The 19,560-nt window shown below is 24.8% G+C and carries 16 protein-coding genes, 1 tRNA gene and 1 pseudogene; 14 read left to right on the top strand and 4 right to left on the bottom strand.

The window, feature by feature from the left end; genetic code table 4:
* The first annotated feature begins 16 nt into the window (after window positions 1-16).
* The 10 genes and pseudogenes from AAHM79_RS01955 to AAHM79_RS01905 all read left to right on the top strand — a co-directional run bounded on the left by AAHM79_RS01955 (window position 17) and on the right by AAHM79_RS01905 (window position 13,388).
* Window positions 17-4,744, top strand: a complete 4,728-nt coding sequence (locus AAHM79_RS01955) for an ABC transporter permease (RefSeq protein ID WP_342257973.1) — start codon at window positions 17-19, stop codon at window positions 4,742-4,744.
* A 162-nt stretch (window positions 4,745-4,906) separates the two neighbouring features.
* On the top strand, window positions 4,907-5,884 hold the full coding sequence (locus AAHM79_RS01950; protein WP_342257972.1) for a DnaJ domain-containing protein: 978 nt from the start codon (window positions 4,907-4,909) through the stop codon (window positions 5,882-5,884).
* A 219-nt stretch (window positions 5,885-6,103) separates the two neighbouring features.
* Window positions 6,104-7,087: a signal recognition particle-docking protein FtsY gene (gene ftsY, locus AAHM79_RS01945; RefSeq protein ID WP_342257971.1), complete on the top strand. Its 984-nt coding sequence runs from the start codon at window positions 6,104-6,106 to the stop codon at window positions 7,085-7,087.
* A complete protein-coding gene (gene ylxM / locus AAHM79_RS01940; RefSeq protein ID WP_174481096.1) occupies window positions 7,080-7,394 on the top strand; it encodes a YlxM family DNA-binding protein in 315 nt (104 codons plus the stop codon). The genes ftsY and ylxM overlap by 8 nt, the downstream gene beginning before the upstream one ends.
* A gap of 15 nt (window positions 7,395-7,409) precedes the next feature.
* Window positions 7,410-8,237 (top strand): TIGR00282 family metallophosphoesterase, encoded by an 828-nt coding sequence (locus AAHM79_RS01935; RefSeq protein WP_342257970.1) that lies wholly within the window; start codon window positions 7,410-7,412, stop codon window positions 8,235-8,237.
* Window positions 8,238-8,267: 30 nt separating this feature from the next.
* Window positions 8,268-9,254, top strand: a complete 987-nt coding sequence (locus tag AAHM79_RS01930) for an alpha/beta fold hydrolase (RefSeq protein ID WP_342257969.1) — start codon at window positions 8,268-8,270, stop codon at window positions 9,252-9,254.
* Window positions 9,255-9,265: 11 nt separating this feature from the next.
* Window positions 9,266-10,441 (top strand): methionine adenosyltransferase, encoded by a 1,176-nt coding sequence (metK, locus tag AAHM79_RS01925; protein WP_422397105.1) that lies wholly within the window; start codon window positions 9,266-9,268, stop codon window positions 10,439-10,441.
* 18 nt (window positions 10,442-10,459) lie between these two features.
* Complete coding sequence (locus AAHM79_RS01920; RefSeq protein WP_342257968.1) at window positions 10,460-11,128, top strand: copper homeostasis protein CutC; 669 nt, start codon at window positions 10,460-10,462, stop codon at window positions 11,126-11,128.
* A gap of 86 nt (window positions 11,129-11,214) precedes the next feature.
* Window positions 11,215-12,164, top strand: a pseudogene (locus AAHM79_RS09620) (IS30 family transposase).
* 183 nt (window positions 12,165-12,347) lie between these two features.
* The gene (locus tag AAHM79_RS01905) at window positions 12,348-13,388 is read left to right on the top strand and encodes a hypothetical protein (RefSeq protein WP_338957760.1); all 1,041 of its coding nucleotides are present in this window, start codon (window positions 12,348-12,350) and stop codon (window positions 13,386-13,388) included.
* A 60-nt stretch (window positions 13,389-13,448) separates the two neighbouring features.
* Here AAHM79_RS01905 and AAHM79_RS01900 read toward each other — a convergent pair whose 3' ends face one another.
* Both AAHM79_RS01900 and AAHM79_RS01895 read right to left on the bottom strand, forming a co-directional pair.
* Window positions 13,449-14,420: a 3'-5' exoribonuclease YhaM family protein gene (locus AAHM79_RS01900; protein ID WP_338957759.1), complete on the bottom strand. Its 972-nt coding sequence runs from the start codon at window positions 14,418-14,420 to the stop codon at window positions 13,449-13,451.
* A 14-nt stretch (window positions 14,421-14,434) separates the two neighbouring features.
* Complete coding sequence (locus AAHM79_RS01895; RefSeq protein ID WP_342257965.1) at window positions 14,435-16,117, bottom strand: phospho-sugar mutase; 1,683 nt, start codon at window positions 16,115-16,117, stop codon at window positions 14,435-14,437.
* A 216-nt stretch (window positions 16,118-16,333) separates the two neighbouring features.
* On the opposite strand from AAHM79_RS01895, the gene AAHM79_RS01890 reads away from it, so the two are divergent.
* Complete coding sequence (locus tag AAHM79_RS01890; protein WP_342257964.1) at window positions 16,334-17,284, top strand: IS30 family transposase; 951 nt, start codon at window positions 16,334-16,336, stop codon at window positions 17,282-17,284.
* Between the two features lie 12 nt (window positions 17,285-17,296).
* Here AAHM79_RS01890 and AAHM79_RS01885 read toward each other — a convergent pair whose 3' ends face one another.
* Window positions 17,297-17,530: a hypothetical protein gene (locus tag AAHM79_RS01885; protein WP_342257963.1), complete on the bottom strand. Its 234-nt coding sequence runs from the start codon at window positions 17,528-17,530 to the stop codon at window positions 17,297-17,299.
* 916 nt (window positions 17,531-18,446) lie between these two features.
* Between AAHM79_RS01885 and AAHM79_RS01880 the strand changes: the two genes are divergently transcribed.
* Together AAHM79_RS01880 and AAHM79_RS01875 are read left to right on the top strand one after the other, a co-directional pair.
* A complete protein-coding gene (locus tag AAHM79_RS01880) occupies window positions 18,447-18,674 on the top strand; it encodes a hypothetical protein (RefSeq protein WP_174481002.1) in 228 nt (75 codons plus the stop codon).
* Entirely contained in the window at window positions 18,674-18,871 is a 198-nt protein-coding gene (locus AAHM79_RS01875; RefSeq protein ID WP_338957754.1) for a hypothetical protein, read from the top strand. The genes AAHM79_RS01880 and AAHM79_RS01875 overlap by 1 nt, the downstream gene beginning before the upstream one ends.
* Before the next feature lie 53 nt (window positions 18,872-18,924).
* Here AAHM79_RS01875 and AAHM79_RS01870 read toward each other — a convergent pair.
* Window positions 18,925-18,998, bottom strand: a tRNA-Gly gene (locus tag AAHM79_RS01870).
* A gap of 161 nt (window positions 18,999-19,159) precedes the next feature.
* On the opposite strand from AAHM79_RS01870, the gene AAHM79_RS01865 reads away from it, so the two are divergent.
* Complete coding sequence (locus AAHM79_RS01865) at window positions 19,160-19,552, top strand: hypothetical protein (RefSeq protein WP_339039793.1); 393 nt, start codon at window positions 19,160-19,162, stop codon at window positions 19,550-19,552.
* Window positions 19,553-19,560 lie beyond the last annotated feature (8 nt).

Genomic DNA, 19,560 nt, shown 5'->3' with positions numbered 1-19,560 from the left:
ATTAGGGAGAACTGTAATGGCAAGGTTAAATAAACGCGAAAAAGCGAATAATAAAAAAATGGTGTCTACTAATAAAAAAACAAAAAAAAGTTTATTTAAGAATGCGTTACTATTAAAGCAGACTTTAGTTGCTACATGAAAAAGTAAATTACAATTAGTTATTTTATTATTACTTACTGCTTTTGCAACTTCGTTGGTTACTGGAAGTTGAATTTCGTACGTTAGAATGATTGAAGGAAGCAATCAATTAGGATTAAATGATCTTAAGTTTGATGCTGTTTTACCTTATTCACCAGTGTCGCAAGGTATTAAACAAATTGCTAATCAAGCTTTTAGTTTAAAGTTAGGTCGATTTTATGTTCAAGATGGAACTAATAGTAAAAGTATTAAAGCTCTTTATTTTGATGATACAAAAATAGGGACAGATCAAGAAATCCTACCAATCACTAAAGATAACTTAACTATTGATTATACTCGTGATAATATAGGTAATATTACTGGGTTTAATGATATAAGATGAACAAACCCAGATAATCCTTTAATTTTTAATTTGAATAATAATAATGTTAAAGCAAGCATCTATGGTCAATTATTATTAAAGTCAAAAAATGCTGCTAATGAGAATTTAAAAAACCATTTTAAAACAGCAGCAGATGATTTATATCGTGATGTTTTTTTTAAAAAAACAGCACCCAATATTCTTCAATCTATTAATACTTTTATTAAGGAATGGATTACAAAACATTCAACAGATCCGATATTAAAGGAGACTGATAATGATAAAGTGACCACTTGAATTTTAGAAAATAAAATAAATTTTAGATCTTCTTCTAATGATGCTACTATTCCTGATAGTGTTAATTTACAAGATCAAACAGAAAGAAATGAACTTTTTATTAAAGTAGTTAAGGAAACTGAACCTGATCCAAGATTAGATAATGATTATGGTATGAATGGTCAATGAATGAGAATTTATCGTAATTTTTCTGCAACAGAATCAGATAGTAACATTTATACTAATTTTACTAATACTTCTATTGGTTATCATTCACCTTTTAACTATAATATGATTAGTGATGGCACTGAAAGAGACGATTTTTCTTCATATTTAATTCGTGCGGTTGCAGCATTACAAATGCGTGATTTATATGTTCGTAATCAATTTACTGCCAGTGCTGGAGTAATTAATAATACTCAAATTAATACTAAAATTATTGATATTGGTTTACCTAATGCTTTAAATCATACTAATCTAAAAGTATTTGAAGGTGTTGCACCAACAAGTAAAAATGAAATAGTTATTACGCCACAATATGCAAGAAAAAATAAAAGTAATAAAGCGTATAAACCAGGCGATCATATTAATATCAATGGTACTGACTTTATTGTTAGTGGTATTGGTGGTGATGCTTATGATATTTATCCAATGATTAGTGACTTAGATCCAATTCCCAATACAAGAACTGAATTTATTGCTTATGTTACACCTTCAGCATGAAATGATGGAAATTGATATAAGACAGCAGATAAAACTGATAATACTTTAATGTATTTTACAAAATGAAATAATGTTCCTAAAAATAGTATTCATGAATTTGATGTTGATTTATTTAATGATTTTTTTCAAAAAACAATATTTAGTGATAATGGTGTTAGTGATTTAAATCAATATGATTATAATAAGTATTTAGTTGAGAAATATGGTAATACAGTTCCAATACCACAATCGTCTTCTACATACCTTATTAATCCAAATCCTGTAGTTACAAGTAGTAATAGTCAGTTTTCGCTTTATAATAGTAAAGAAAAGATATTTAATTCAGCAATAATTGGATTTTTATTTGCAGCAATAGCAGGAGTATTATTTTTACTAACCGTTGTTATTTTTATTACTACTTTAATTGTTAAAAAAGCAATCCAACATGGACAAGTTTCAATGGGTATTTTAAAATCAATAGGTTATAAAACATGACAAATTACGATTTCTTATTTGGCATATCCATTATTAACACTATTAATTGCAATTCCAATTGGCTGAATTGTTGGTCTTGTAATTCAGGTATATTTAACTGAGATTTTTAATACTTTATTTGTTTTACCATATAATGTTTTTAACTTTGATGTTGTTCCATTATTTATTTCAATTGTTTTAATTATTGGTTTTATTTCAATTGTTACTTTATTAACTGCCTTTCGTCTTTTAAAACGTGATCCTTTATTTTTAATTAAAAAAGATAGTGATTTAGCTTTAGGTGTTCCTAAAAGTAGAACTAGCAAGTTTTTACAAAATAATTTTCGTCTTCGCTTTTTATTATCGTTATCAAAAACTAGTTGAAAAAAAATTTTAGTTACTTCAGGAGTTATTACTTTAGCTTCACTTTCAATTGTAGCAACAACACTAGTTCCTGCCACTATTAATAGTTTAAAAGTTAATTATTTCAAAACTCAAAAATATAAAAATTATTATGAGTATCAAACACCAATGCCGAATATGCCAATGAGTAAATATGGATTATATTCATGAGTTTTTTTTAATCGACCAAGCGGTGAGAAATATTATCCAACTTATGGTGCTATGCCTTGACCTGAAGATAAAATTGTTTATGATGAGAAAAAGGCACGTGTTGGATGATATAATCCATTATTGTTTAAAAAAGAAAAATTAACTAATAATTTTGCTGATATTTTTACTTTTGATTCATCTTTTCCTGAATCTGAAAGAGCAGAGTTTATAAAAAAAATGTCCTCTTATTATCAAGAACAATCAACAGGGACATTAGATCTTAATGATTTAGTTTGATCATATAGTTGATTAGGTGGCAAAGATTTTAGTAATCAGTTAATAACTGATTTAAGTAAAGAAGATAATACACCATCAAAAATATTTTCATATAATATTGTTAATTTTGCAAGTGGCCAATTACCTAATATTTTGCAAGTTCCCAATCCTGGAGTGCCACCTGGTCCAGAGGCAATTAAAGAAATTTTAAAGCAAGTATTACCAGGCTTTGTTCGTCAGAGTATTGATAGTTTGCCAAGACCTAATATTAAAGAAGATCCTTATGATTATTTTAGTATTGGTCATAATACTATTGCTTTTAATCCAAAAACTACTAATAATGGTGATATTAATGGACCAGATGAAGAATTAGTAACACAGTTTAAAGTTGGTGTTGATGAAAGTACAAAAATTGCTAAAAAAGAACTAATGGATGTTATTGGTATTAATCCCAATACTGAGATGTTGGTATTAAAAAATGATGAAGTTAAAGCTTTAAAATATAATGCTAATGCTAATGCTATTCCAATGGTTATCAATCGTGCTTTTCAATCTAAATTTGGATTAGATGTTGGTTCACAATTTAGTGGTGTACCACAAGTTAATACTCTATGTTATAAAAATATTGATGGTAAAAGTATTCCTTTACCAAAAGAAAATTGATATTACGGTGAAAAACCACCAACAGATTCTTATACTAAAAATGGTGGCATTTGATCCAAAAGTGGAACAAAATGAAATTATCGTGGTGATCAAAAAATAAAATTATCTGATAATAGTAAAGAATATAGTGATATCCACGGCACTAGGTATAATGGTATGTATGATGAAAAAGGACAACCAATTATAAATAATGAACCTAGTACTTGAAATAATGTTAATGATATTTGATTAAAATTGCCTTCTGATCTTGATCATCATGCTATAAAGGGTAAAATTCCAACAGCTGATAATGCTAAAACTATTGATTTTGATTTATCACGTATTTCCGATTCAACAGGTGAATGAATTAGACCTTTTTCATATGATTTGGTAAAGCCATATAATGGATTTGATCCTAAAGATCCATTAAGTATTTTATTAAACCGTCCAGCAGAATGATTTATGGGAATGGTTAATAATAATATTTTAACTAAAGAAAATAATATTAATGCTGATAGTTTACAAGCAGATATTAAAAATAACATGCCAACATGATGAAAAAATATTACGGGTAATGATAATCCACTTCATACATATCAAGTTGTGGGAATTCAAGATTCTTATGATACTCCTAAAGCCTATGTTGATCAAAAATGAGCTAATGAAATTATGGGTTATAGTTATATTGATGATAATCCTTATTATTCAGGAACGGATGTATTTCAATGATTTAATGGTAAGTTAAGTGCTAATGCTAATGTTTTTGATTTAATTGGAAGAATGAGTTTTAAATCAAATTTAGATGATTATACTATTTATGCAACCACTAGTTTAAGTGGTAATCAAAATATACCAATGGTCAAAAAAAATTATTTATTATCAAGACAACAAGCAATGCTTACTAAAATGTCAGATATTGCTTTCAGTGCTAGTGCTTTATTTATTGTGACAACGATTATTTGTTCAATATTAATTGTTATTATGATTACTGATTTATTTACCGATCAATTTCGTCGTTTTATGGCTCATATGAAAGCAGAAGGATATACTAATTGAGAAATTAATTCTTTTACTTTAGGTATTTTTACACCTTGAGCATTACTTGGTTATATTGTAGGATTTGCCCTAGGTTTCCTTGCAATTTATGGTTTAATTTCTATTCTTACTAGTTTTGTTGGTGTGGCTTTACCATTTACAATAACATGATGAATATTACCAGTAAGTTTTACCATAATTGGTGGTATATATATATCAACATTTATTATCAATAATCATGAATTAAATAAAATGAATTTAATTGAATTATTAAAATCTGATGAATAAAATAAAGTTCACTAAAGAATGTTTGGTAAATTTAAATATTTAAATTTGCCAAATTAATAGTAAAATATGTATACTTTATTTGAAAACTAAATATAGTTTTTAACTCATTACTTTATTTTAAAGTAAATGGGTTTTTTATTTTGAAAGGAGAAAAAAAGAATTTTGAAAGATGAATCATTAATTTCTAATTATTATGATATATTAAATGTATTACCAACAGCATCAGTAGCAGAAATTAAAAAAAAATTCAAACAGACTGCTCTAAAAACACACCCAGATAAAAATAATAATCCTCAATCAAAACTTAAAATGCAAGAATTGAATGAAGCAAAAAGAATATTAACGGATGAAAACTTAAGAAAAGTTTTTGATCAAAAACTTTTGATTTACTTTTTACAAAATGGTAATAATAAGGAAGTTATTTATTTTCTTACTAATAAAATAAATAATTTAAATATAAATGAAAAAGATAATTCTGGTAATAATCCTTTACATTATGCATGTTTTCATAATTTTTTAGAAGCTGCAGATCTATTAATTAAATATGGCGTTAATATAAATGCCAAAAATAATAGAGATAATACTCCTTTACATTATGCTATAATGGGTAATGCTGATTTAAAATTTATTAATTTATTAATTGATAAAGGTGCTAATTTTATTGAGAAAGATAAAATGGGTAATGATAGTTTATCTTTTGCCAAAGATTTTTCAAAAGATAAGAAAGTTTCTAAATTTTTTTTAAAAAAAATGAAAAAATTAAGAATAAAACAAAATCAACAAATCTTATTAAATATAACTAAAAGAATTACTAATATTGAAAGAGAAATTACCAATATTGAAAGAGATATTGCACATTTTGAACAGAAAAAAATAAATTCACTATTAAATTATATTATTATTATTTTTACTTTTGGTTGTGTTAATAAGAACAAAGATATAAATAAGGATATTTTAATTAAGACTGATCAACTTAAAAATTTATTATTAGAAAAAGAAATTGTTAATAATGATAAACATGTATTTAAAGAAAAAATAAACCGATTAAATTTTAATAAAACTAAAAAAATAAATGCAATGGATTTACAAAATCAACCTTCAACAAGTGGATATAACCCATCAAATTCATCATGTATTTAATAAAACAAGTTAAAAGATTGCAAAAGCAATCTTTTATTTTTAGCTAAAATCAAGAAAAAATGATTGATATTTTTTGGATTTATTATTAAATTAAAATATAATAAATTACTTATTAAATAAAACTTTTAAATCGTACTATTAATATTTTAATAAAATTAAAGTATTAATGTCATAAATAACTAGTTATTTATTGGTATAATAAACAATGTAGGTGAAAATATGGCATTTTTTAAAAATTTAAAGACAAAATTATTTGGTCAAAAGACAACTAAATATGATCAGGGCCTTAAAAAGTCAAGAACATTATTTGCATCTAAAATTAAAGCATTAGCAGCGCGTTATCATCAACTTGATGAACAATATTTTGAAGAATTAACTGAAGTATTAATTTTAGCAGATGTTGGATACAAAACGGCAGAAACTATTACTGATGAAATTCGTCATGAAGCTAAAATCCAAAAATTAACAAAACCAAAAGATATTAATGATATTATTATTGATAAAATGTTTGTTATTTATACTGATGGTCAGTTGGTTTCTACAAGATTAAATTTTAGTAGTAATAATATTTCGTTATTTTTAGTTGTTGGTGTTAATGGTAATGGTAAGACAACATCAGCAGCTAAATTAGCAGCTAAATTAAAAACACAAGGTAAAAAACCAATTCTAGTTGCTGCTGATACTTTTCGTGCTGGTGCAGTTGAACAATTGCAAATTTGAGCAGAAAGAATTGGTATTCCTTGTTATTTAGGAACACCAAAGCAAGATCCAGCTAGTGTTGTTTATGCTGGAATTGAAGCAGCTAAATCTGAAGGTTGTGATGTTATTATTGTTGATACAGCAGGGAGATTAGAAAATAAAGTTAATTTGATGCAGGAGTTAAAAAAGATTAATAAAATTATTACTCAGAAATTAGGACATGAAGCTAATGAAACATTGTTAGTAATTGATGGTACAACTGGACAAAATGGTATTAATCAAGCGCAAGAATTTATGAAAATTGTTTCTTTGACTGGCATTATTTTAACAAAAATGGATGGCACTGCTAAAGGTGGCATTATTCTTGCTATTAAGGAAGAATTAGATATTCCTGTTAAATTAATGGGTTTTGGTGAAGGTATTAATGACTTGGAAGAGTTTGATTTAGATAAGTATATTTTTAGTTTAACAAGTAATTTGTTTGTGGAGTATGAAAATGAATAGTTTAGAAAAACAAGTTTTATATTATAGTTTATTTGCTTTTTATAATACATTATTAACAGCAAAACAAAAACAATATTTTACAAATTACTTTATTGAGAATTTATCTTTACAAGAAATCGCTGATTTACAAAAAGTATCACGAACGGCTGTTCATGATAGTCTACAAAAAGTTATTATTTTATTAAATAAATATGAAAGTAAGTTGCATCTTTATGAAAAATATAAACAACGACAAGTAATATATGAAAAATATACGGAAAAGTATAATTTTATTAAAGTTTTACAAGAAATTGATAAAATAGAATAAAGCAGGTGGAAATTAATGAAGATTTTAATAATTGGTGATATTTACAGTATTATTGGTAGACAAATGGTTAAATATTGAATTCCTAAAATAAAAAAGGAATATGAAAATCAATTTAAGATTGATTTAGTAGTTGCGAATGGTGAAAATACTACTCATGGTAAATCATTATGTAAAAAACACTATGATGAATTAAAAAATGCTGGTATTGATATTATTACTACCGGTAATCATATTTTTGGTCATCCTGATGTTGCTAAGTATATTAATACAACTCCCGATTTATTGCGTCCTTTAAATTATAATCCTTATCATCCAGGTAATGGTACAATTTTAGTTAAAGTTGGTAATAAAAAAGTACGTGTAACAAACTTAATTGGTCGTACTTTCATGGATAAATCTGATAATCCTTATTTTGCTCTTGAACAACTTATTACGATTGATAAACAAAATAGTGAAGAAAAAAGTGACATTCATATTATTGATTTTCATGCTGAAGCAACAGCGGAAAAGTTATCTTTTGCTTGAAATTTTGATGGTCAAGTTACTTGTGTGGTAGGAACTCATACTCATGTTCAAACAGCAGATAATCGTTTATTACCAAAAGGTACTGCTTTTATTAGTGATGTTGGAATGACAGGTCCGTTTTATTCTATTATTGGTGCTAAAGCTGAAGAAGTTATTATTCGTGATAAAAAAAGTATGCCGGCAAAATTTAGTCCAGCTGATGGTGAAGGTCAATTTTCAGCTGTTTTATTAACTATTAATGATGAGACAAATAAAGCACAAAAAATTGAACGTATTTTTATTCATCCACAAGCACCTAATTTTAAAATTTACGAATAATTACAAATATAGGAAGGGACTAACTTTAACATGATATGAAACAATGCTAATTTTTTTACTGATAAAAATGGTTTATATTCGATTTTAATTGGGATTAGTATATTAATTATTTTAATAATTTTAAGAATTTTATTAATGGCAAAAATTAAAGATAATGTTCATGTACAACAAGCTGCTGAAATACGAGAAAAGGTAATTATTTTACGTGATGGTTATGAAGTAAAATTATTTAAGCAAATGGTTGATAAAAGTACAGTCATTATTATTGGTGCTCATGGCTTGCAAGGTCAAAAAGATGATTTTAAATTATTAAGTTCTTTTTGTAAAAAATCACAACTATCTTTAATTACTTATGATCGAAGAGGTAATGGTAAAAATGGACAAGATTGAAAATTTAAATCATTAGGTACTGATATTAATGATTTAAAAGATATAATAAGTGCAGTAAAATCTAAATATCCTAATCAAAAAATTATTATTTTTGGTGAATCATTAGGCGCAGCTATTGCTAGTCATGCTGTTAAAAATAATTCACAAGTATCAGCATTAATTACTAGTAATTTAGTAACTAAAAAAAATCTTTATCAATTTTCATTAAGTTTTATTATTTGTTTTTGTTTTGCTTTTATTTTTAATTCTAATATTCAAATGCCAATCTATGTTGAAAATCAAGATATTTCTAGTAATAATGCTCATATTACTAATATAAATCAAAGATATAGTAATCGTCAAAATTGATCATTACGTTTTTTACTACAATTTAAAAAAATTAATAAAAAAAGTATAATGGAAATTAGTAATTCAAAACTTCCAACGTTAATCTTGCAAAGTGCTGATGATGTATTTAGTGATTTTCATCAACTTAAAATTAATAAAAAATATTGGAAGAAACATCATAGTTATGTTTTTATTTTTGATGGTAAACATGCTTTAATTAATGAACCTAATATTAAAGATATATTTGATAATGAAATTATGCCATGAATTAAAAAAAAAAATTTACTTGAGAAAGGTTAAAAAATATGAAATTAATACCTAATATTACCCATCCTCTTTTTACTAGTGAGTCTGTTGCTCCTGGTCATCCTGATAAGATTTGCGATCAAATTGCTGATGCAATTTTAGATGCTTTTTTAAAACAAGATCCACATGCCAAAGTAGCATGTGAGGTTTTTATTACTACAAATTTTGTTTTAATTGGTGGTGAAGTTCATAGTCATGCTCAAGTTGATTATCAAGCAATTGCGCGAAAAGTTATTACTGAAATTGGTTATATAAATGATGAAATTGGATTTAATGGTTTTACTTGTGAAATTAAAGTGTTAATTCATGAACAATCACCTGATATTTTACAAGGTGTTGAATTAAAAAATCATCAAATTGGTGCTGGTGATCAAGGAATAATGTTTGGTTATGCATGTCAGCAAACATCAGAATATATGCCATTAGCAATTGTTTTAGCACATGAATTAATTAAACGAGCTACAAAATTACGAAAGGAAAAAAAATTTAAGTATGCACTTCTTGATATGAAAGCGCAAGTTACTATTGATCAAGAAGACCCTAAAAATTTAAAAATACATACTATTTTAATGAGCATTCAACATCAAGCAAATTATGATGAAAAACAATTTAAAACATTTATTCATAAAGAAATTATGCAATATATTGCTAATAAATATCATTTAAATCTTGATTTTAAATATTTAATTAATCCAACTGGTAAATTTGTAATTGGTGGACCTGCTGGTGATACTGGTTTAACAGGAAGAAAATTAATGGTTGATACTTATGGTGGAGCTGCTTGTCATGGCGGGGGAGCTTTTTCAGGAAAAGATCCCACTAAAGTTGATAGAACGGGTGCTTATTATGCTAGGTATATTGCTAAAAATATTGTTGCTGCTAACTTAGCAAAGATTTGTGAAGTACAATTAGCTTATGCAATTGGAACTCCTGAACCAATTGCAATATTTGTTAATACTCATCAAACTATTATTTCCGGTTTAACAGAGGCAAAATTAACAGAAATAATTTATCAAGTCTTTGATTGTTCTGCTAGTGCTATGATTGATAAATTAGAGTTATTTAAACAAAATTATCAACAATTATCAACTTATGGTCATTTTGGTAGAAATGATTTACAATTACCTTGAGAGAAATTAGATAAAGTTAGTTTATTGAAAACTTATTTATCAAAAAAATAAGATGGGGAGAGATATTTTATGTTTTTAGAAGTAATAGCTACATCTTTAAAAGATATAGAAAAAATTAATAATTCTTTAGCTAATCAAGTTGAACTTTGTACTGCTATGGAATTTGGTGGTTATACTCCAAATTATGAATTGATTGCTGAAGCATGTAAAATTTCATTGAAACCAGTAATGGTTATGGTTAGAAATAATAATAATGGTTTTAATATTACTGATAATGATTTTAAAATCTTTAAAAGAGATATTGAATTGATTAAAACAACTCATGCATCAGGTATTGTTTGTGGTATTTTAACTAAAGATAATAATATTGATGTTGAAAGAATGAGTGAAATTATTAAATTAGCAAAGCCTTTAAAAATAACTTTTCATCGTGCTTTTGATGAAATTTTTAATAAAAAACAAGCTTTAGAACAGTTAGTAAAATTAGGTGTTACTACAGTTTTAACTTCTGGTGGTCAAGATAATATTGTAAATAATATTAATAAATTTAAAGAATTAAAGAAATTAAATTTACCAATAAAAATTCTTGCTGGTGGTGGAGTTAATTTAGAAAATGTTAATGTTTGATTAAAAAATGGTATTAATGATATTCACGTTGGAAAATGTGTGCACGAAGATAATAATTTTAATAATCCTATTAATTATCAATTAATTAATAATGCTGAATTATACTTGTAAGTGCAAGTAAATAAAATTGAAAAAAATTCTCATATAAAAATTTCATAATGCTAAATTTAGTTTAGAAAAAAGTAAGGAGTTTTTATATGAGTTATAAACATCTTGGCATAGATGAAAGGATTTATATTGAGAATCAATTGAAATTTAAATTTAAAATTAGTGAAATAGCTAAAAATCTTAATCGAAGTATTAGTACTATTATTCGAGAAATTAATAGAAATAAAGATAATAATCATTATTTTTCATTAATTGCACAAAATAAAGCTGAAAATCGAAAACAATCACATATTAGTTTTCATAAGTTTAAAAATAAGAATTTAGTAAAATATGTACAACAAAAATTACTATTAGGTTGGTCACCTGAACAAATTTATGGCAGAATTAAAAATTTTCATAAAGAGTGAGTTATTAGTTTTAAAACAATTTATACTTGAATTTATTTTGGAATGCTTGATAAAGTTACTAGTAAAAATTTAAGAAGAAAAGGTAAAAAACGAAAATCTAAAGAAAATCGTGGCAAGTTTAATGGTAAATCAATTAAAGAACGAGATATAAATGTTAATGATCGTATAACACTTGGTCATTGAGAAGGAGATACTATAGTATCATCACGAGGTAAAAGCAAATCATGTTTAATAACTTTAGTTGAAAGAGTATCACATTTACTTTAGCAATATTAGTTAAAAACAGAACTACTAAAGTTATTAATAAAAATGTCAGTTATTATTTATCAATTCTTCCTAAAAACATTGTTAAAACTATAACATTTGATCGTGGTAAAGAATTTACAAATTGACAACAACTTGAAAAAAATTTAAATGTGAAAATTTATTTTGCCAATCCATATTCACCTTGACAAAGAGGTACTAATGAAAATACTAATGGTTTAATTAGAGAAAAATTTCCTAAAAAATTTATTTTTTCAAAAACTAATAAAAATGAAGTTCATAAATTTATTTTATCTTTAAACCAAAGACCAAGAAAAATACTAAATTATCTTTCGCCAATCGAATATTTGGATAGAAAAATAATTTAGTTGCACTTACCTTTACAATTGAGCATATATAAAAAAGAAAAGAAATTTTTTAAAAAATAACTTAATTTACAAGTATTTTTGCATATTAAAGTTATATTGTAAAATATTTGGTTTTCATATATTATTAATTCAAAATCTTTATTGGTTTTTAAATTAACTTATTATTTTTAAGCGAGGTAAAAAATGAAAAACTTAGTAAAATTATTATCGATCTTAACAATATCAACACCAATACCATTATCAGTTGTTGCTTGTGATAATAACACAACACAAAAAACAGAATTAAAAGATAAAATTACTAAACTAACAACAAATATTACTGTAGATGTTAATAAAAGTAATAAAAAATTAGATACATTAATAAATAATACAATAGAAGTTAAAAACTTAAATCCAAAGTTAGGTAACCCTGTAATTAAATATTTTAGTGATAAAGAAGCTAAAAATGATATAACTGCTAAATTACAAAAAGTTGGTGATTTATATATAGTTATTACTAGCAATAGTAATGATTTGAATTATCAAGGTTCAACAGCACCAATTAAAATAAATATAAAAGAACAATCTGATAAAACTGATTTAAGTACTATTATTCAATTAACTGGTTTAGACATTATTGCTAATCCAAGTAAAAGTTATAAAGAATTAATTAGTAATATAAATAGTTTTGATGAATTTAAGTCAACACCATTAGCTGCTGGTTATCAACTTCAATTTTATAACGAAAATAATGAAGAAATAACAAACAATAAACAAGAACTTGAAAAAGTATCTAAAATAGTTGTCAAAATAAGTAGTAATTCAAATGATCCAAATTATCAAGGTTCAACAATGATTGATATAACTAAACAAACAATTATTTCAGATATTGATATGCAAAATTATTTTGCAAAGACAACTTTGCCATTCGCTTCATGAGCACCAGCAACTTCAACTAAAGAAACAATGAATAAACAAGAAGCAGTAACAGATGTTATAAATAAATTAAAAAAATTACAAAAAAATTCAGAATTAGCTGTTAAAGTTTTATTAAAAGGTATGTATAAAGAAAAAATTGATTTTAATAAGCTTAGAAATGAAAATGAAATTTATGATAAAAATGAAAAGCCAGTACCTAATGATTGATTTAAAGATAAAGAATCAGATAAAGAAGCAAATGTATTGATTTTTTATGGTAATACAGAAACTGGTTATTTTTATCCTATAAAAATAAATATAAATTAATTTATTAAAATTTATGATAAAAAATAAACTCTCTTTTAATTAAAAGAGAGTTTATATTATTTAAACTTTTTTATTTTTTTCTTTTAAATTTTGATGTTTATAAAACATTCTATTTTCAATACTTGCAATACGAGCAGTTGATTCACCAACATTAATATTAACCAATGCTTCATCAATTGCATATATCTTTGCATCTAAGTTATCTAAATGATGTAAAATTTCAGCTTCTATTGTTTTTGGTAAGACAGGTGAACCATATTCATATTTACCATGACTAGCTAATATTAGATGCTGTAATAAAACTACGATTTCTTCGTCTAAGTTAATATTTAATTCCTTACAAGCAAGTGTAACTTGCATTGCACCTAATGAAATATGACCAATCATTTTACCTGATAGTGTATATGAACTAATAGGATTATTATTTAATTCAACCATTTTTCCATAATCATGCATAATGATTCCTGCATATAATAGTTCACTATTAATATTACGATCATTATAAAGCGCTACTACTTGTTTTGCCATTCTTAACATTGTTACTGAGTGTCATAATAAACCGCTTTGAACAGCATGATGCATTTTAACTGCTGCTGGTCATTTTTTATAATCATCAATATTTTTTTTATTAAAACATTGGATTAATACTTTTTTTAAAATTGGATTTTTAAATTCCTTTATTGTTTGACTAATTTCAGTTCATGCTTCAATAATATTAATTGGTGCTTGTGTAAGTAATAAATCATAATATTCACTAGGATTAGTAATAATAGTTCAATTATTAATTTTTAGTTGTATTTCATTATTATAATTAATGCTATTTGCTTCAATTTTAATTACTTGTCCTATTGTTAATTGTTCAATAGTTTCTTTGCTTACGTCTCAAATTCTTGCTGAAATTGTCCCAGTTTTATCTTGTAATTGTAAGTTTAAATAATTAGTATTGTTAGAAGCAACACCTTGAATTACTCGATTAATAATTACTACTAAACTTAAAACATTATTGGGTTTAATATCTTTAATTACAGTCATTTTTTAGTTCCTTTCTATCATTTTATATCTTTGATATTTAGATATTTGATAGCTAATTCTTCATACATTTTTCTCATTTTTAATTGTGCATCATTAATGGTTTGATCAACACAAACAAAATAGAATTTAATTTTTGGCTCAGTTCCACTAGGTCTAACAGCAAATCATGAACCATCACTGAAGTAAAATTTTAGTAAATTTTGCGATGGCATTCCATGTAAACCAGTTTGATAATCTTCAACTTTAATTGTTTTAATATTATTAAGTGTTGGTATTTTACTAGTTCTTAATGTTTCTAACATATTATTAATAGTATTTTGTCCTGTTTTGCCTTTTAAAATAAGATTAACAGTATAACAGTAATAATATCCAAATTTTTGATAAATATTTTCTAAAACATCAACTAATGTTTTTTGTGACTTTTGATAATATCAAGCCGCTTCTGCTGCTACTATTGCTGATTGAATACCATCTTTGTCACGAGTAATATCTTTAATAACATAACCATATGCTTCTTCAAAACCAAAAACAAAGTTAATGTTACGTTCTTTTTCTTTTAGCATTTCTGCACCAATTCATTTAAAACCAGTTAACGTTTTAATAACTTGACATCCATATGATTTAGCAATCATATCAGATAAATTTGAAGTAACAAATGTATTGTACATAACAGGATTTTTTGGCATTGTTTTATTAAGTTGATAATGGCTTAATAAATATTCTAATAAAATTGGTGCTGTTTCATTACCTGTTAATAATACATAATCATTATTATGTTTTACAGCAATACCAATGCGATCAGCATCAGGATCATTTAAAATAATTAATGGTGCATCATGTTTTTTAGCATGTTTAATTGCTAAATCAAATGTTGGTTTTACTTCGGGATTGGGCGACACTACACCTTTAAAATCAGGATCATAGTTAGCTTGCTCTGTTACTAAAATAATTTCATAACCGCATTGTTCTAAAATTGGTTTAACTCATTCACGACTAGTACCGTGTAGATTAGAAAATACAATTTTAAAGTTACGATTTTTAACTTGTGCATAAAACTGTAAATTTTTAATATCGTCACGATAATTATCTTCTACTGTTGAAGGCACTTCTTTAATTAGGTTAGTATCATAATCGAATGTTAATTGAAAATCATCAGGCAATTGTTCCATTTTATTGCTAATTATATTGGTAACATTAGGAAGAAATTGACAGCCATATTGATCATAAATTTTATAACCATTATATTCAGGAGGATTATGACTGGCTGTAATAACAATTCCAGCAAGAGCATTAACTTTTCTAATACTATATGAAAGTACTGGTGTTGGTCTTAAATCATTATTTTTAAATAAAAAAACAGGAATTTTATGTTTAGCTAAAGTTTTTGCTGTTAACATTGTAAATTCTGCTGAAAAGTGACGATTATCATGAGCAATAATAACACCACGAAGTAAGTCTTTTTCAGAAAAGGCAGATTTTAAATATTGAATAAATGCGACAGTTGCCTTCATAATAATAATTTCATTAATTCTGCCGGTACCAACTCCAGTAATACCACGCATGCCAGCTGTACCAAATTCTAAAGTTGTAGTAAAAGCATCTTCAATTTCACTTTTAGACATTGTAGTTAATTGTTTTTTTAAGTGTTGTGGTAAGTTTTGCTTTTTTCAAATCTCATATGTTTTTAGTACATTCATTATTATTTCTCCTTTATAATAAAAAATTAAGTTTATAGGTAAATCATACTATAAAATAAGAAGAAAATAAATTTTAGTAGTTAATCTAAACATAAACTTTGAATTAAATAATGCTGAATTATACTTGTAAGTGCAAGTAAATAAAATTGCAAAAAATTCTCATATAAAAATTTCATAATGCTAAATTTAGTTTAGAAAAAAGTAAGGAGTTTTTATATGAGTTATAAACATCTTGGCATAGATGAAAGGATTTATATTGAGAATCAATTGAAATTTAAATTTAAAATTAGTGAAATAGCTAAAAATCTTAATCGAAGTATTAGTACTATTATTCGAGAAATTAATAGAAATAAAGATAATAATCATTATTTTTCATTAATTGCACAAAATAAAGCTGAAAATCGAAAACAATCACATATTAGTTTTCATAAGTTTAAAAAGAAGAATTTAGTAAAATATGTACAACAAAAATTACTATTAGGTTGATCACCTGAACAAATTTATGGCAGAATTAAAAATTTTCATAAAGAGTGAGTTATTAGTTTTAAAACAATTTATACTTGAATTTATTTTGGAATGCTTGATAAAGTTACTAGTAAAAATTTAAGAAGAAAAGGTAAAAAACGAAAATCTAAAGAAAATCGTGGCAAGTTTAATGGTAAATCAATTAAAGAACGAGATATAAATGTTAATGATCGTATAACACTTGGTCATTGAGAAGGAGATACTATAGTATCATCACGAGGTAAAAGCAAATCATGTTTAATAACTTTAGTTGAAAGAGTATCACGATTTACTTTAGCAATATTAGTTAAAAACAGAACTACTAAAGTTATTAATAAAAATGTCAGTTATTATTTATCAATTCTTCCTAAAAACATTGTTAAAACTATTACTTTTGATCGTGGCAAAGAATTTTCAAATTGACAACAACTTGAAAAAAATTTAGATGTAAAAATTTATTTTGCCAATCCATATTCACCTTGACAAAGAGGTACTAATGAAAATACTAATGGTTTAATTAGAGAAAAATTTCCTAAAAAATTTATTTTTTCAACAACTAATAAAAATGAAGTTCATAAATTTATATTGTCTTTAAATCAAAGACCGAGAAAAATATTAAATTATCTTTCACCAATCGAATATTTGGATAGAAAAATAATTTAGTTGCACTTACCTTTACAATTTAGCATTTGGTTCTGAAGTTTTAATTAGTTTATATAATGGTACTTGTTTGTTATCTTTATTAAGATACTGATCACTAGTAATAGTACCAACAAGTTTTTCATTATTATTTAGTAATATTTCAGCAAGAGATGTTGTTATTGGTAATTGTGGTTTAATTTTTCTTGAATTTGTTGTTGTTTTTTCTTTTTCTGTTATAAGATTTTCTGATTTTTTACTATAGAGCACTTCTAAATATCTCCTTTTTCAAATTAAAAACCTATTTACTTTAAAATAAAAGTAAATAGGTAAAAACTTATATTAATTTTAGGAAAATTATATCATAATATCTATATTAAATATAGATATTTTTCATTTATTTTTGTATTAGATAACTATTGTTTAATTAGAAATAGTTAACTCCTTAGAAGTTTTATAATTTAATTGTTTATAAAAAAATACATGTATATGAAATTAAATATTAATACTTATATAAGTGTTAATTATAATTTTCATCAAAAGTATTATTTTTTATGTTATTATATATTCATAATTTAATAACTGTTCAGTCCTAATATAGATATATCTCTATGTTAGGATTTTTATTAAATTAAAGTTTTAAAGAAAAGGAAAAAAGATTAAAAGAAATTCCTAAAGATAAAAATAAAACAAATTAATTAAAGTAGGAGTAAGCAATAGAACAGTTCTTGCTTATGCTTGAGACCCCAGATTAGTCAATAAGAAACATTGTGAGGTGGAGTTACAAATTATGAAACAAATGATTATTTTTGTTTCTATTGTTACACCTGACTATGTAGAGATGAAAAGCTTAGTTAAAAAAATGACAAAAACAAGTGAGTGATTTAATAAATAAAACTGAAGTTCCAATCAGTGAATATAAAAAATTTTGTTTTAAAAACAATTTCAGGACAATTATAAATAAAGATTACAAATGTAATCTTTATTTATCTCTTTATATTAATTTTAAGTTATTAATTTTTTTTATTGATTTTACTTGGAATTTCTTGTAAATGAGTTACAATTGTATTAAAGTTTTAAAGGAACTTTGGAACAAAATATTTTGGTTTTTTTATAGACCTCGTTTAAATTTTTGTATTTAAATTAGGTTTTTTGTTTTATTATATCGTTTAAAGGAGTGAGAAATATGAAATCACAATTTTATAGAGATGGAATAATTTATTATGCAATGAATTTAGAAAAGTGAGCAAATGTTGAAAATAAAACTTACTTTATAAAATATCATGATGTGATTTTAAAATTAACTGATATCATTAATTGTTATGATTTAAAAAATATTTCTGAAGTAAAAGTTTATAAGTTCTTAGCAGATGCTTTTAATAGTCGAATTTTAAAAGAAGTAGGGGATAACTAATGAAAATTAATTTAGAAGAATGCACAAATAATAAAATAAAATATTTAGAATCATTACCAGAAAGAACTAATGGAATGTCTTTAGTTATGTATCCAGTAAATTCATGAGCAGAAATAGTTAATAAATGTGCTTGCAGTAATTGTAGTGATGAAGAAACAGCAGTAGTACTACAAACTAAAAAAGGTCCTAAAATATAAACCATTATAAAAAAATAAAAGCCGTAATTAATACGCCTTTTTTTATTTTATAATGGAGCGGGTGATGGGAATCGAACCCACGTCTTCAGCTTGGAAGGCTGTAATAATACCATTATACGACACCCGCAGTTATGTTAACCACCATGTATTTATATCATATTACTAAAATTAAAGTCAACTACTTTTGATAAACAAGTTAAAAAAAATTATTTTTTAATCTTTTTTTCAATATGTTTATTTTTTTTCTTTTTAAATAAAAGAAGTTTTTTTTTAAAGAAAAAAGAAACAATGACAAAAATAATTGAAGCTATAGCAAAAAAATGAGCAATTAATCATATAATTCAGAATTTATTAATGTTTAAACTAAAAAGAAAAGTTGTGCACAATATTGTGATAATTAGTGACAGTGTTAAAAATACTAATAAAATTTGTTTTTTATTAGTAACTCATATTGGCATAATAAAAATAAATAGAATTATACTAGTAATTGGTCAAATCATAATTTGAATTGAAGTATTCATAATTTTGGCAACAAATGAGTTTTGAGATTTAGGAAAAAAATTATTAGTCATAAACATTAGTCAAACTAAAAATAAAAATAAAGAAGCAATTGTTAAAGTTATTTTGCTAATTAATAAAATTTGTTTTAATTTATTTTTTTCCATTTCACTCACCATTTAATAATAAGT

It is taken from the genome of Spiroplasma endosymbiont of Nomada ruficornis, assembly GCF_964030795.1.
Classification (GTDB): Bacteria; Bacillota_I; Bacilli_A; order Mycoplasmatales; family VBWQ01; genus Spiroplasma_E; species Spiroplasma_E ixodetis_A.
This window is presented reverse-complemented; position numbering and strand designations above follow the sequence as displayed.